12 protein-coding genes and 1 riboswitch are annotated in these 14,657 nt (G+C 36.5%); of the genes, 6 read left to right on the forward strand and 6 right to left on the reverse strand.

The annotated features are described in order from the left end of the window. Position 1: 1 nt before the first annotated feature. Complete coding sequence (locus ACTNEP_RS07445) at positions 2 to 856, reverse strand: NAD-dependent epimerase/dehydratase family protein (RefSeq protein WP_441161181.1); 855 nt, start codon at positions 854 to 856, stop codon at positions 2 to 4. Positions 857 to 1,198: 342 nt separating this feature from the next. Here ACTNEP_RS07445 and ACTNEP_RS07450 point away from each other — a divergent pair, with 342 nt between their 5' ends. The 5 genes from ACTNEP_RS07450 (at position 1,199) to ACTNEP_RS07470 (ending at position 7,829) form a co-directional block, all read left to right on the forward strand. Next, positions 1,199 to 2,728 carry a response regulator transcription factor gene (locus ACTNEP_RS07450; protein ID WP_441161182.1) on the forward strand — a complete coding sequence of 510 codons (1,530 nt, stop codon included), beginning with the start codon at positions 1,199 to 1,201 and terminating at the stop codon, positions 2,726 to 2,728. A 10-nt stretch (positions 2,729 to 2,738) separates the two neighbouring features. Next, entirely contained in the window at positions 2,739 to 4,502 is a 1,764-nt protein-coding gene (locus ACTNEP_RS07455; RefSeq protein ID WP_441161183.1) for a cache domain-containing sensor histidine kinase, read from the forward strand. Positions 4,503 to 4,683: 181 nt separating this feature from the next. Next, a complete protein-coding gene (locus tag ACTNEP_RS07460; protein ID WP_441161184.1) occupies positions 4,684 to 5,979 on the forward strand; it encodes an ABC transporter substrate-binding protein in 1,296 nt (431 codons plus the stop codon). 114 nt (positions 5,980 to 6,093) lie between these two features. Continuing rightward, on the forward strand, positions 6,094 to 7,005 hold the full coding sequence (locus tag ACTNEP_RS07465; RefSeq protein WP_441161185.1) for a carbohydrate ABC transporter permease: 912 nt from the start codon (positions 6,094 to 6,096) through the stop codon (positions 7,003 to 7,005). Next, positions 7,002 to 7,829 (forward strand): carbohydrate ABC transporter permease, encoded by an 828-nt coding sequence (locus ACTNEP_RS07470; protein WP_441161186.1) that lies wholly within the window; start codon positions 7,002 to 7,004, stop codon positions 7,827 to 7,829. Before ACTNEP_RS07465 ends, ACTNEP_RS07470 begins: the two co-directional genes overlap by 4 nt. A gap of 258 nt (positions 7,830 to 8,087) precedes the next feature. Here the strand turns inward: ACTNEP_RS07470 and ade are convergent, their stop codons facing one another. Further along, entirely contained in the window at positions 8,088 to 9,848 is a 1,761-nt protein-coding gene (gene ade / locus ACTNEP_RS07475) for an adenine deaminase (RefSeq protein ID WP_441161187.1), read from the reverse strand. 35 nt (positions 9,849 to 9,883) lie between these two features. Further along, positions 9,884 to 9,985: riboswitch (purine riboswitch) on the reverse strand. A gap of 89 nt (positions 9,986 to 10,074) precedes the next feature. Between ade and ACTNEP_RS07480 the strand changes: the two genes are divergently transcribed. Next, a complete protein-coding gene (locus ACTNEP_RS07480) occupies positions 10,075 to 10,698 on the forward strand; it encodes a YesL family protein (protein ID WP_441161188.1) in 624 nt (207 codons plus the stop codon). A gap of 120 nt (positions 10,699 to 10,818) precedes the next feature. On the opposite strand, the gene ACTNEP_RS07485 is transcribed toward ACTNEP_RS07480, so the two are convergent. The 4 genes from ACTNEP_RS07485 to ACTNEP_RS07500 all read right to left on the reverse strand — a co-directional run bounded on the left by ACTNEP_RS07485 (position 10,819) and on the right by ACTNEP_RS07500 (position 14,580). Then, positions 10,819 to 11,247, reverse strand: coding sequence for a CBS domain-containing protein (locus ACTNEP_RS07485; protein ID WP_441161189.1), 429 nt, complete (start codon positions 11,245 to 11,247; stop codon positions 10,819 to 10,821). A gap of 106 nt (positions 11,248 to 11,353) precedes the next feature. Then, positions 11,354 to 12,163: a carbohydrate ABC transporter permease gene (locus ACTNEP_RS07490; RefSeq protein ID WP_441161495.1), complete on the reverse strand. Its 810-nt coding sequence runs from the start codon at positions 12,161 to 12,163 to the stop codon at positions 11,354 to 11,356. 75 nt (positions 12,164 to 12,238) lie between these two features. Beyond that, positions 12,239 to 13,117 carry a carbohydrate ABC transporter permease gene (locus ACTNEP_RS07495; protein WP_441161190.1) on the reverse strand — a complete coding sequence of 293 codons (879 nt, stop codon included), beginning with the start codon at positions 13,115 to 13,117 and terminating at the stop codon, positions 12,239 to 12,241. Positions 13,118 to 13,257: 140 nt separating this feature from the next. Further along, positions 13,258 to 14,580 (reverse strand): extracellular solute-binding protein, encoded by a 1,323-nt coding sequence (locus ACTNEP_RS07500; RefSeq protein ID WP_441161192.1) that lies wholly within the window; start codon positions 14,578 to 14,580, stop codon positions 13,258 to 13,260. Between the last annotated feature and the right edge of the window lie 77 nt (positions 14,581 to 14,657).

The following is a 14,657-nucleotide window of genomic DNA, read 5'->3' on the forward strand; positions in this document are numbered from 1 at the left end:
ATTAATTATTTGTTTTTACATAATGACGCCAATTGTGAACAGGCTGCCACTCTAATACCTCTTTTGCCTTTTTATTACTTAGTAAAGTTTGATATCCTTCAATTGGCTCGCGAAAATCGGTGACATCCGGAAAACAAGTTGCCAGCAATTCTTTACTTGTTATATCCATACTAGTATTATCCGCAGCAAGATTTAATGCTACTGTACCCAGTCCATCTTTTTCGACCGCCAATCGATAGGCTGTAGCGACATCACGTGCATCAATGTAGCTCCATAAAATCGATGTACGCAATACTGGTTTATGTATAAACGATGGGAAATTCTCATACATGTGTGGAGCAATGACATTCCCAACCCGCATCGATACAACTTGCATACCTGTACGCTGATGAATCATGTCAGCCGTTTTTTCATTGACGATTTTGGATAAACCATAACTATCTTCTGGCATCTGTGGATGCTCTTCATCAACAGGTACGTATAAAGGTTGGGCATTTTGCTTACTGAACACAAGCCCATAGGATGATTCACTAGACGTAATCACTGCCTTTTTGATTCCTAATGTACCAGCTGCTTCTAAAATATGATAGGTTGACATCACATTATTTTGAAATGTTACCTCGTTCGGATGGGAATATGCTACCGGTATTGCTGCTAAGTGTACCACAGCGTCTGCACCTTCTAGCACCCCATATACTTCCCCAAGATTGGTTAAATCGGTAATAATCGTCTTACACTTCGGATCATCCGGATACTTTTGATCGACATTTACTACTTGATAACCATGATCTACAAATTCTTGAATAACTGATGGACCCAATAAGCCACTTCCGCCAGTAATTACTACTTTTGCCATACCGATGTCGCCTTCCTCTTATTTGTTTGCGTTTTCACATATTTATTATACGTACTTTTCATAAAGAAGGAAAAGATTTCGCTCATCTGCCACCTACCTTATCTGTTCTAGTAAATAGCAGCTGCACATCAGTGGAAATTTCTTGCGAATTAGCCTGACGTATAGCGAAAAAACTGAAGAAACAAATCTACTGATCAACTATTTCGATAAAAGCAAAATGCTCTCTTCCTATCTTTGGTCATCGAACAATAGCTGATTGTTTGATATGATAGAAACAACATATTAGTTAAGTAAATCGTGTTAAGCTTCAAAAATCCTTACAAAAGGAGGACTTTAACGTTAATGAAAGATTTTTATAAAGTGCTGATTGTAGACGATGAAATGCTGATAAGACAAGGAATTATTAACTATATTGAATGGGAAAGCGAAGGCTACAAAATTATTGGCGAAGCGTCAAATGGTGAGGAGGCTCTCCAACTGATGGAATTACACCATCCCCACATCATCATTACCGATATCGTGATGCCAGGTATGGATGGGATAGAACTAGTAAAAAATGTGAAAGAAAAGTATCCTGACACAGAAGTGATTGTATTAAGCAGCTTTGAAGATTTTGATTACGTGAGACAGACGTTTCAAAACGGGGTAGCCGACTATATTCTGAAACCCAAATTACATACACAGGAATTGTTACAAACATTAAATCGTGTCACCATCAAACAGAATAAGACAGAAAATGCAAACGGAAACAATGCATCCTTAACAGAAGTATGCAAAAAAATAATAGAAGGTTACCAATCGATACGTGAAATGAATTTCGCACGTCAACAACTCACCAATAATACATTTGTTTTAATTGAGGCATATTGGAGTAAAAAGGAAAAAGTCAATTTAACGACCAATGAAATAAAAAATCGATTACAAAAACATATATCCCATATAAAATGTCATGAAATCCCAATACGAGATCAAAGTATTTTACTTTTAACGAATCTCCATTCAAATGAGCTGTCCACTTTAAAGGAAGCTGTATATGAATGCGATAAACAAACAAATACTTCTAAGATCAAGTGGATCTTTAGTACACCTTTTCATTCTATTGAACAACTTAAAATGATATATGAAACCAATCATTTAACTATGCAACAGTTCCATTTTTATTTACCGGATCGTACTGTTCTTTTCTATGATACCTTACCACAAGCACCCGATAAAAAGGCAGAGTTTGACTTGAATCATATGATCTATTTATTTAAACGAAGGCAATTTCAGGAAGCTTTCATCTATCTGAATGAACATATAGGCGTACTTTCCAATCAGTATGAAACAGATGTGTTCGAATTTAAATCATGGCTTGAAAATATTATTTTTAATATCGTTGTGCTACTTGGTAATATGAAATATGATATCGAAGAGCTTGAAGCAGAAAAGTATCATTATTTTTCTGCAATCAATGAAGCCTTTGATGTACGTGAGGCGGTTTCAATATTTGATACATTTTTAGCGAAAGTAGAAAAAATGCTACTTCCAGCTAATGCCGATACAACTTCCAATATCCAGTTATTATTAGATTATATGGAGGAGCACTATAACACCCATTTAACATTGGGTAAGTTAGCTGATCATTTCCATTTTAATCCCTCCTATTTATCTAGTTATTTTAGCAAGCATCATCAGGAAGGATTCAGTGAATATTTGAATCATGTTCGTATTAAAAATGCGCGAAAAATGTTAGAGGAAACAAATATGTCTATCTCCGCTATTAGTGAAGCTGTCGGTTATTCCGATCCAAGCTATTTTACAAAAGTATTTAAAAAGCTGACAACTATGTCACCTAGTACCTATCGCAAGAAAAACAAACCGACGAATTGAGGCAGATCTAATGAAGAAGTTACTCCGAATCATTCAAGCTAATAACCTTTTTATTAAGATCTTCTTAGTAATGGTAATCAGCATCATCATCGTGTCGTTGTCCATTACTTATAGCAGTATACGGATGTCTAGTAATTTATTTATCGAAACGTTTAGTATCACTAACTCAAAAATCCTCAATCAAATTACAGATCGATTTAACTCGTTCACAGATTCCGTTGTGTCCATCTCTTTAGAGGTCGATACAAATGGTACAATCAAGCAATTACTGCAGGAAGAGCATGAAAATGCTATTGAACAATCGCATTTTTATTATCATTTAACGAATGAAATGGAAGGGATATATGCGGAAATTGACCCTAAAGATGCGACGATGATTATTTTGAGCAATAATCAAGATATCTTTAATATGAATTATGTCAAGTGGCCAGTCGACGGAGAAAAATTAGCTAATCATGAAATGATCGAACGTGTGGAAGAAAGTCCTAAGGATATCGTCTATCAATTTGAAGAGTCAGAGGTCACCAATGGCGTACCGATGATCATTGCTTCGAAGGCATTGAGACTGCAATCAGACTATATATATGGCTACTTATTTTTTTCACTGGCTGAAAAAGATTTAAAGAAATTTTATGAAAGTTATACGACGGCAGGTAATAACGTGTTGTTAGTCACACCAAATGGTCAAATTATTTCCAGCAATCAAGAGGAAATGGTCGGAGAAACATCTCCTGAATTATTAAACTACGCAGAAAGTTTCGAGGATGAGAACGTAGAATATAAGAATGTTCATCTATTTGGACAAAACTATATCTTCCTTTCCGAATATATATCCAGTCTTGACGTCTACCTTGTAAATTTAATCAACCGGGAGATCATCGCTGACAGCCTCATTGATACCAATCAAATAGTGCTAATCAGTATCGCTGTTGTCAGTTTAGCTGTTCTCATCGCTTTCTTGATATTACGAAAGATGACCGTATCCATCAGTAAGCTTGTTCACCAAATTTCCGACATGGCAAGATATCAATTTAATAAGCCATTGAAAGAAACAGGAGGATATGAAACAAGAAAAATTGCCAAAGCATTTAATTATATGTTGAATGAACTGCAGGATTACGTGCAAATTTTGATGAAGACACAAGAAAAGCAAAGAAAAGCAGAATTAGAAACATTGCAACACCAAATCAACCCACATTTTATCTATAATACATTAGCTTCCATTAAATTTATGATTCGGCAGGAGAAAAAAGAAAAAGCATCAGAAACGATTGATTCGTTTATTGGATTACTGCAAAATTCCTTAAGTAATATTGACGAAACGATAACAGTTGAACAAGAATTAGAAAACCTTAAACACTATGTACAGATTAATCAAGCAAGGTATGGTGATAGCATTCAGGTTAATTATTTGGTCGCACCTGACTGCCTACAGCTTTATTTGCCGAAGCTGGTTATTCAGCCCTTTATCGAAAATGCTTTTTTTCACGGATTCACAAAGAGAAAAACGGGTTTCATTCAAATACTAATTGCTCAAAAGGATGACTATCTCATCTGTGAAGTGATTGATAACGGTGATGGAATGGTAGGAGAACGACTAGAAAATAAAATAATTAAAGCAAAAGAAAAAAGACAGCTATTCAGTGGAATTGGTGTTAAAAATGTTCACGAAAGAATCCAACTATTGTACGGAAAAAAATATGGTGTAGAAATCGAGAGTGAGCTGTCAAAAGGTACAAAAGTCAAATTAAAGCTCCCTGTTATCGAGTCTTAGCATCGACACCTAAAAATATTACAAGATCAAAAAAAAGTTATGATCCATAACCTGATTCTAAAAATAGTTTTATTTTTTACTAAAGATCGTCCAAGAGGTCTTTAGTCTTTTTTTGGTAAACTTATATTACAGTGTTGAAAGCGATTTCACCACTTACCATACTTTTAGGGGGGTATATAAAATGAGAGAAAAACTATCCACAAAATTTTGGTTGTTAATGATAGCGCTTTTAACAACCATGGTATTAGCTGCATGTTCTGGTGGCGAAGATGACGGTGAAGAAACAACGGAAGGAAATGCTGATGGAATTACAGCATGGGCGTGGGATCCGCATTTTAATATCGCAGCTTTAGAGCTTGCTGTAGAACATTATGATAATGAAGATTTCGATATGGAGATTATTGAAAATGCACAAGACGATATTGTACAACGACTTAATACTGGCTTAAGTTCAGGAACAATGACTGGTATGCCAAACATTGTCCTAATCGAAGACCAACGTGCACAAAGCTTTTTGCAATCTTATCCAGATGCTTTCTATCCAATTGGTGATTATTTTAATACAGAAGATTTTGCAGATTATAAGTTAGCACCAACCAGTTTTGAAGGAGAGCAATACGGCCTTCCATTTGACACTGGAGTAACTGGTTTCTTTTATCGCACTGACTATTTAGAAGAAGCGGGATACACACATGATGATTTAGTTGATATAACATGGCGTGAATATATTGACATCGCCAAAGATGTAAAAGAACAAACAGGTCAAGCAATGCTTTCACTTGATCCTAATGATTTAGGTATTCTTCGCGTGATGATGCAAACAACCGGTGCTTGGTACACAGAAGAAGACGGTACTATTCAATTAGAAGGAAATGAACCATTACAAATGGCTTTAGAAAACTATAAAGAATTAATGGATAATGATCTTGTTAAATTAAACTCTGACTGGAGTCAATACTTGGCTGCATTTAACAGCGGCGATGTTGCATCAGTTCCTGCTGGTAACTGGATTGCTCCTAGTGTTGAAGCAGAAGAATCACAAGCAGGGCTTTGGCGTGTAGCACCAATACCTCGTTTAGATATGGAAGGTGCAGTAAATGCATCCAACCAAGGTGGTAGTTCATTTTATGTGCTAAATATTGATGGAAAAGAAGAAGCCGCTGAATTCTTAGGTGAAACGTTTGGCTCTAATGTTGAATTTTATCAAGACTTAGTTGAACAAGTCGGAGCGATTGGTACCTACATTCCAGCATCTGAAGGTGATGCCTACCAATTTGAGAATGAATTCTTTAATAATCAACAAGTAGTATATGATTTCTCTCAATGGATGGAAGAAATACCTCAAGTTGACTATGGTATGAACACGTATGGAATTGAAGACATCTTATCAGCAGAAATACAACAATACTTGAATGGTAAAAGCATAGATGATGTACTAGCAGATGCGCAAGTACAAGCGGAAAACCAATTTAAATAAACATACAAAGCCCTTGGGAGAGCGCTCTTTTTGAGTAAACCCTAACCCCCAGGGCTTTGCTTTCTTTTCTTATGAAAAGCTAGCTTGAAAAGTCTCATTAATTGAGGAGGGATTATGGTGAGTCAAACTTCTAATCTAACATATCAAAAAACACTAAAACAACGGTTAAGAAAAAATTATATTGGTTGGCTTTTTATCATTCTATCTGTACTAGGCATTTCTCTTTTCTATTTCTATCCTATGGTTCAAGCCTTTTTATTATCTTTACAAACAGGGATGGGTTCAAATCTCGAGTACATTGGTTTTGATAACTATGTAAGATTATTTAATGACCCGACTTTTATTACTGCATTATCTAATACAGTACTTTATCTGCTTGTGCAAGTACCCGTGATGATTGTACTAGCACTGATATTTTCCGTATTATTAAATGATCCTACATTAAAATTCAGAGGCTTCTTCCGTACTGCTATCTTTTTACCAGCTGTAACTTCTCTTGTAGCCTATGCCGTTATTTTCAAATATTTATTTAGTGGTGATGGTTTAGTCAATGAATTTCTGCTAAGTATGAATTTGATTTCACAACCACTCAATTGGCTTTCTGACCCAGTCTTAGCCAAAATTACGATCATTATCGCCATCACATGGAGATGGACCGGTTATAATATGATTTTCTATTTATCGGCTCTCCAGAACGTAGACAAATCGATGTATGAAGCTGCAAGAATTGATGGCGCTTCAGCGATACAACAGTTTTTCTATATAACCATTCCGTTATTAAAGCCGATTATTTTATTTACTTCCATTGTATCAACCATTGGTACTTTGCAATTGTTCGATGAAGTAATGAATATTACAAGTGGTGGACCTGGTAACGCCACTATGACGATTTCCATGTATATTTACAACTTATCATTTGAATATACACCAGACTTTGGATATGCAGCTACCGTATCTTACGTTATTTTGATTTTAGTTGTCATTTTATCCTTTATTCAATTCAGAGTGGCAGGTGATCGAGATTGAAAAAATTAAAACGAGTGTTTATTTATCTATTTTTAAGTGTTGCAGCACTAGTGTCCATTTTTCCTTTCTTATGGATGTTAGTAAGTATGACAAACAAATCCGTTGATGTAACACAGGGACGCTTGATTCCTGGTACTCATTTGATCGAGAACATAAACAACCTTCTTGATCAGACGCAAATAGGTATTGCATTGTGGAACTCTTTTGTCATTGCGATTATTACCACCGTACTGACGCTCTTAATCGGTTCTTTAGCTGGTTATGGTTTTGAAATTTACCGATCAAAAGGTAAAGATATCGTCTTTAATATATTGATTTTGTCGATGATGATTCCGTTCGCTGCGATTATGATTCCGTTATACCGCTTATTCGGACGAATCTCTGATGATGCACCACTTATTGGTTTGGATACGTTAGCAGCAGCCTTCTTACCAACTATTATTACCGCCTTTTTCATCTTCTTTTTCAGGCAGAATACGAAAATGTTTGCGAGAGAGTTGGTAGAGGCTGGAAGAATTGATGGTTTAAGTGAATGGGGTATCTTTTTCCGGATTTATATGCCGACAATGAAAACAACGTATGCGGCGGCAGCGATTATCGCATTTATGAACAGCTGGAATAACTATCTTTGGCCATTAGTTGTGCTTCAATCTCCGAATAAGCAAACGATACCATTGTTAATCTCCAACCTTGGAGCAGGGTACACACCTGACTATGGAGTAATCATGACAGCGATCGTTATTGCAACGCTCCCAACAGCCTTAGTGTTCTTCCTTATGCAAAGACATTTTGTTGCTGGTATGATGGGGTCTGTGAAAGGGTAATAATACCTAAAAGACACTTTGATTGCCTATAAGGTTTGTTATGAATAGTTTTTATACAAATCTTTGAGATAAACATGGAGATTTGTTGATTATCTCCATTTATCAAACAAATCTTCGAGCGTGCTGGATAGATTTGTTGATTATCTCGTTTTATTAAACAAATCTTCTTGTGTGATAGATAGATTTGTTGATTATCACATATATTGTTTTCATATACGAATAAAGTAGCGAGCTGTTATATTGCTCGCTACTTTTTATTTATTCCATCACCACATCGATTAGCTCAAATTTCGTAACATCTACTAATCCACGGTTGGAGATTCTAACTTCCGGAATTACTGGTAAAGCAATCAGGGAAAAAGTCATGAATGGAGCATGAATTGTACAACCTAATTGTTGCCATGCTTTTTCTAATGCTCTTACTTGTTTGACTACCGTTTCTATTGGCTGATCAGACATCAAGCCTGCGATTGGCATCGGAACATGTGCCAGTACTTCGCCATCTTCCACGACAATCATACCACCACCAGATTTGGCTAGTTTATTAGCTGCGATTGCCATATCCTCCTGATTGACACCCATTACTAATAAATTGTGACTATCATGGGCTACTGTGGAGGCAACGGCACCAGCTTTCAGCCCAAAGCCTTGGGCAAACCCCAGCGAAATCTGACCAGTACCTTTATGACGTTCAATACATGCTAGTTGGATAATATCCTGTTCCAAGTCTATTTGGATTCGATTATCTTTTATAGGTAAAGTTGAGGTCATTTTGGCTGTTCGAGCGCTATTTTCAATAATGCTAATCCCATTAATCGCTACTTTATCTTGTTGCTCTGTAGCGATAGTAAAATCATCAGGCTTTAATTCTCGGTGTAACTTTACTGTGTCCTTGACATGATCAGGGTATTCATATCGAGGCATTTCTTTTACGAGCTCCTGATTGGCAACGACCACTTCACCATTCGTGACGACCGTAGATGCCTCTACCTTTGACAAATCATCAAGCAAAATAATGTCGGCTATTTTCCCCGGGGAAATACTTCCGAATTGTTTATCTATTTGATAATAACGTGCGACATTAATGGTAGCCATTTGGATAGCTACAATTGGATCAACCCCTTCTTCTATTGCACGACGAACAACATGATTGAGCTGACCCTTTTCTACTAATGTCTCTGGATAAATATCATCCGTAACTAGCGATACATTAGAGGAATCGATTCCGTCTTCTGTAATTATTTTAATGACTTCCTTCACATCCTGCCAAGCAGATCCTTCTCGAATCATCACATGCATGCCTAACCGAGCTTTTTCCAATGCCTGCTCTTTGGCAACAGTCTCATGACAGGAATCAACACCAGAGGCAATATATGCCTGAAGCATACCGTTTGATCCGTCTGGAAAATGACCCGTTACAACCTTGCCAGCTGCAATGGTTGCTTCTATTTCATTGATCATCTTATCATCATTATAGACGACGCCCGGAAAGTTCATTACTTCACCTAAACCGATAACACCGTCCCATTTTAATCCCTCTTCAATATCTTGCTCATTTAAAGTAGCACCTGCATCTTCAAGATCATTAGTGGCGGGAACACAGGAAGGAAAAGTTGTAAACACCTTCAAAGGTAGGTTTTGTCCTTCTTCATGCATCAATTTAACACCTTCTGTACCTAATACATTCGCAATTTCATGCGGGTCCATAAATATAGCCGTAGTCCCTTTTTTCAAGGCAGCTTTAGCAAATTCAGTTACAGATAGCATTGTGCTTTCAACATGCATATGTCCATCCATTAAGCCTGGTGCCAGATACTTTCCTGTAGCATCTACTACTTTTGTTTCTGGTCCGATTAAATGATCCAGCATTCCTATTGATGCAATGCGTTCTCCTTTTATTGCCACATCAACATTTGGCTGCATTTCCCTTGTTAATACATTCACTAATGTCCCATTTTGAATCACAAGATCAGCGTGTGCTTCTCCTAACGCTACTTTTCTCAGTAGTTCTCTACTCATCATTGATTCTCCTCTCTATCATTTTACATGCTATATGGAGGAGTTACCCTACACATAGTTTAGCGATTTACGGTCGCTAAGTAGAAACGCTTATGCCCTATTCCTAAGCTTATACATGTTTTTACTATACTACGATTGAAATCGCTTCACAGTCAATGATTTTTTATTTTTAACATAATGGCAATATGTTAAAATGTACTTATACTATGATGCTAGGAGAGAAATTATGCGTAACTCATTATTCGCAGCAACAGAATGGATTACTAGATTCGCTTATGTAAACGTTTTATGGATAGGATTCACACTGCTTGGTCTCGTTTTTTTTGGTATTTTCCCTGCTACTATTGCAATGTTCACCGTGATAAGACAATGGATTATGGGAAATACCGAAACACCGGTTTTTTCAACCTTTTGGAATACCTATAGAAAAGAATTTTTTAAAAGTAACCTATTCGGGTTGTGTTTTTATCTAATCGGTTTGCTATTCTATATTAATCTTCAATTTATTGCTATTAATCAGGAGGGTTTTTACGAGATTGTAAAAATACCATTATATATTTTTATGCTAGCTATATCCTTAACATTACTATATGTCCTTCCTACTTATGTTCACTTTGAACTGCGATTTACCGATGTTTGGAAAAATGCATTTTTGATCATGCTGATCCATCCACTCCACAATATCTCCATGGTTGTTGGATCTGCCGCTGTCCTTTATGTGATGTGGCTGCTACCGGGCTCCTTATTCTTCTTTGGCGCAAGTATAGTTGGTTATATTATTATGGGGACATGCTATCATACTTTCAAAAAGGTGGCAGCAAAAAAAGAGCAAATAGCAGAAAACAATTGACCATTTCGTTTGGTCAATTGTTTTTTATAGAGACATAGGAATTACATCCTAAGCTAGACCTCATTTTCACTTGTTCACAAATAAAAAAAGACCGGTCGTTTATGACCGATCTCATTTAAGTTATTGTAATTCTGTATGTTCTGAAATGTCCTCTAATGCTTGTCCAGCTGCCTCATCTGACATCTCATCTAATGATAAGTCTCCAAGAGATACGATACCTGCTAATTGCCCATTTACTACGACAGGAAGACGACGAATTTGATGCTCAGCCATTTCACGGCTTGCTTCTTGAAGGGTAATATCTGGAGACACATAATATAGATGTTCACTCATCACTTCTTGTACTTTTGCAGAACCATCTTTGTTTTCAGCATAGCCTCTGATAACCATATCACGGTCTGTTACCATTCCTAGTAATTCCTTATTATCACCACAAACAGGAATGGCTCCTACATTTCGTTGTTTCATTAATTCTGCTGCTTCTGCTAGTGAATCATCTGGTTTACAAAACGATACATTCTGCTCCATAATATCTCTTACTGTTTTCAATCCGAAAACCTCCTTGTATTAAGTCATCATGGAGTAGTATCACCAACTTTTTAAAATAATTGCAAAAAAATGCCGTAAAAACGACATTTTTTGCTTGTTTGCTTGATCATCCTTTAACAGAGCCTGCAGCAATACCTTCTACAATACGATTACTCAAGATTAAGAATGCAATTAGTATCGGAATAATACTAATCATTAATGTCGCACCAATTGCCCCCCAATCTGTCAAATACTGGCCGATAAAGTTCTGGATACCAACCGTTAATGTTTTAAATTTATCCGAACTAATAAAGGTATTGACAAAAATAAATTCATTCCAATTGTAAATCATATTAATGATAGCAGTAGTCGCCAAAACGGGTGTCGTCATCGGCAACGTAATCTGGAAAAAAATTCGGTGAATGGAACAACCGTCCACTACTGCTGCCTCTTCAATTTCACGTGGTAATGTGTAATAGAAGCCTAATAAAATCATGATCGTTAAAGGTAAGTTAAATGCTGTATATGACAGAATAATCGATAACGGATGGTCAATTAAATTTAAATCCAAGAAAAAGGCGAACAACGGTATAATAGCTGAATGGATAGGAACCATTAATCCTACCATAAATAGTCCTAATACCAGCTTATTCAGTTTCCAGTTCATTCTTGTGATCGCAAAGGTTACAAAACTTGCCAATAGAATGGTTAGTAATACCGATACAGCTGTAATCCATACACTGTTAAAAAAGTACATGTTGATATTACCTTCCGTCCATACTCTTATATAGTTTTCCCATCTTGGTTCCTGTGGTAATGCAAACGGAGAAAGACCGAAAACTTCCGCATTACTTTTCAGTGAAAACTTAAATAACCAAACCAGTGGATATATTTGAAAGACAGCGACAATGATTAAACCAATATATAGTATAGCCATGCCAATTTTGACTAATATGTTGTTCTCTTTGCCTGCTGTATGTTGAGTCTGTGCCATTTCTCTTCCTTCCCTCCGTTAATATTGAATTTCATCTTTAGATGCCGTTAATTTACGTATGATCCATGTAACAACCAGCGTGATTAATAGTAAGAAAAAGGCAATAGCACTACCATAGCCAAAGTCAAAAGTATCGAACGCTTTTTTGTACATGTAGGAGGCGATAACTTCACTAGCGCCATTCGGGCCTCCACCAGTCATGACATAAATAAGATCAAAGTATTTTAATGAACCAACAATTGCTAAAACGATGGTTACTTTAATGACACCTGAAATTAATGGCACCTTAATTTTATAAGCAATTTGTAGAGGATTCGCTCCATCAATCTTTGCTGCCTCAACGAGTGATTCTGGAATTCCTTTCAGAGCAGCATAATAAATAATGATATAAAAGCCTGCATACTGCCAAAGAATTGCAACAAAAATTGCATATAAAACTAAGTTGGGATCTGCTAGCCATGCTGGTGGATTTTCCACTCCCAAAATTGTTAATAAGCTGTTTAGCATCCCATTGTTTGGGTCATAAATCTTCACCCATAATTGTGCAATGGCAACAGAGGATAAGAGCATTGGGATTAAATAAATCTTTCTTAACAAATCAGATCCTTTTATTTTTCCTGCCAGAATTAATGATATAGCTAAATAAGGCACTAGGCTTAATGTAGAGAAAAATGCTAATAAAAATGAATGTTTCGCACTTTGCCAGAATTGTGCATCTTGAATTAATTGTGTATAGTTTTCTAAACCAATAAATGTCATGGCACCGATACCATTCCAGTCCATTAACCCATAGTAACCAGTTATCAGAATTGGTCCATAGATTAATGCCACAATTAATATGAACGCAGGCAGCACATATAAAGCAATGACTGCTTTGTTTGACATCACTTTGTTCATGGTTATTGCTCCTTTATGTCTAGGTTAAAACATGCATGAATTCACCATTCTATCCATGTATTTATTTCAAATTCTATCAGAGGTAAAGTTAGAAAAAGGGCATATTTCAGCGTTAAATATGCCCTTTTCTCCATTTGTTTTTATTCCTCAGCGGCTAACGCATCTTCTTGCTGTTTTACAAATTCTTCAGGTGTAATTGCTCCACCGAATAATGCCTGAATACTGTCTAAGTGTACATCCGCTACACCAGCGCTCATTTGAACGTCTGCGTATAACGTTAAGTTAGACGCTTCGTTTAAGTCATTTAGGATATCAATATACATTTGTGGTAAATCTAAACCTTCTGTATCTACTACAGTTGCTGGAATTACACCAGCATCAGTAACGGAGCGTTCGCCCCATTTCTCTACAAAGAAGGTAACAAATTCTTTTGCCTCTTCTTTTACATCAGAATTTTCTGCTACGAATAAGCCAACACCAGGTCCACCTACATAACTGTTGATATCCCCTTCTCCACCTTCTACAGTTGGGAATTTTGTATACTGAACTGCATCTCTAAATTCCTGTGGATTGTCTTCGTTTGTTGTCCATTCAGGCAGATCCCAAGTAGCCATTAAATACATTGCTGCCTGTTCATTAATAAAATAACCTTTCGCTTCATCATTACCTAAACCGTTAAACCCGTTAACAAATGCATTCATATCAACAAGATCTTGAATTTCTTCTGCAGCTTGGATAAGAGCTGGATCTTCAAAGCTTCCGGTTCTGTCAATGGCACTATTAAGTACTTCAGGGCCGCCAATACGGTCAGCTAAATACATATACCACATAGAACCAGTCCAACGGTCTTTGTTACCTAATGCAACTGGAGTTACACCGTTGTCTGCCAGTGTCTGAATTGCTTCTTTTAATTCATCAAAAGTTTCTGGTACTTCTACACCATTTTCATCAAAAATTCTCTGGTTGTAATATAAAGGTGTAATATTTAACTCTAAAGGTAATCCATATGTTACATCGTCAATTGCATATGCTTCAGCTGTCCCGGCAACAAATTTGTCATTCAATGGTCCTTCCAATAGATCATCAAGTGAGGCAAACATATTACCGCTTACATAAGGATCCAAGAACCCTGCTGCCCAAGTCATACCTACGTCAGGTAATTCATTAGAAGTAGATAAAACTTTTAATTTTTCTTTATATTGTTCATTTCCTAGAATCTCCACATCTACTGTTATATCTGGATGGTCACTTTCAAATTCATCAATAATGTTATTAACAATTTCGTAATGTTGCTTTGAACTTCCTTCCGGCCATAAATGCATAAACTCGATCGTTTTACTTGAACCGCTTTCATTTCCGTCAGAATTTGAGCTCTCTTCTGCTGCTTCGTCATTTCCCCCACCACATGCTGCAAGGACGATCATGAGAACAAAAGCAAGTGAAAGTAGTATTCTATTTTTCATTGTGAAACCCCCTAATATAAATATTATTCATTACAGTTATAAGTGTAGCACCACGGGGCTTCTTCCGTAAGGTAACA

The organism is Gracilibacillus sp. HCP3S3_G5_2 (assembly GCF_052063305.1).
Classification (GTDB): domain Bacteria; phylum Bacillota; class Bacilli; order Bacillales; family Amphibacillaceae; genus Gracilibacillus.

Excerpts from the sequence above, each read along its gene's own strand:
- ACTNEP_RS07500 (WP_441161192.1), bottom strand. The coding sequence starts at position 14,580 with ATGAAAAATAGAATACTACTTTCACTTGCTTTTGTTCTCATGATCGTC.
- ade (WP_441161187.1), bottom strand. The coding sequence starts at position 9,848 with ATGAGTAGAGAACTACTGAGAAAAGTAGCGTTAGGAGAAGCACACGCT.
- ACTNEP_RS07455 (WP_441161183.1), top strand. The coding sequence starts at position 2,739 with ATGAAGAAGTTACTCCGAATCATTCAAGCTAATAACCTTTTTATTAAG.
- ACTNEP_RS07465 (WP_441161185.1), top strand. The coding sequence starts at position 6,094 with ATGGTGAGTCAAACTTCTAATCTAACATATCAAAAAACACTAAAACAA.
- ACTNEP_RS07445 (WP_441161181.1), bottom strand. The coding sequence starts at position 856 with ATGGCAAAAGTAGTAATTACTGGCGGAAGTGGCTTATTGGGTCCATCA.
- ACTNEP_RS07495 (WP_441161190.1), bottom strand. The coding sequence starts at position 13,117 with ATGAACAAAGTGATGTCAAACAAAGCAGTCATTGCTTTATATGTGCTG.
- ACTNEP_RS07490 (WP_441161495.1), bottom strand. The coding sequence starts at position 12,163 with ATGGCTATACTATATATTGGTTTAATCATTGTCGCTGTCTTTCAAATA.
- ACTNEP_RS07450 (WP_441161182.1), top strand. The coding sequence starts at position 1,199 with ATGAAAGATTTTTATAAAGTGCTGATTGTAGACGATGAAATGCTGATA.
- ACTNEP_RS07460 (WP_441161184.1), top strand. The coding sequence starts at position 4,684 with ATGAGAGAAAAACTATCCACAAAATTTTGGTTGTTAATGATAGCGCTT.
- ACTNEP_RS07480 (WP_441161188.1), top strand. The coding sequence starts at position 10,075 with ATGCGTAACTCATTATTCGCAGCAACAGAATGGATTACTAGATTCGCT.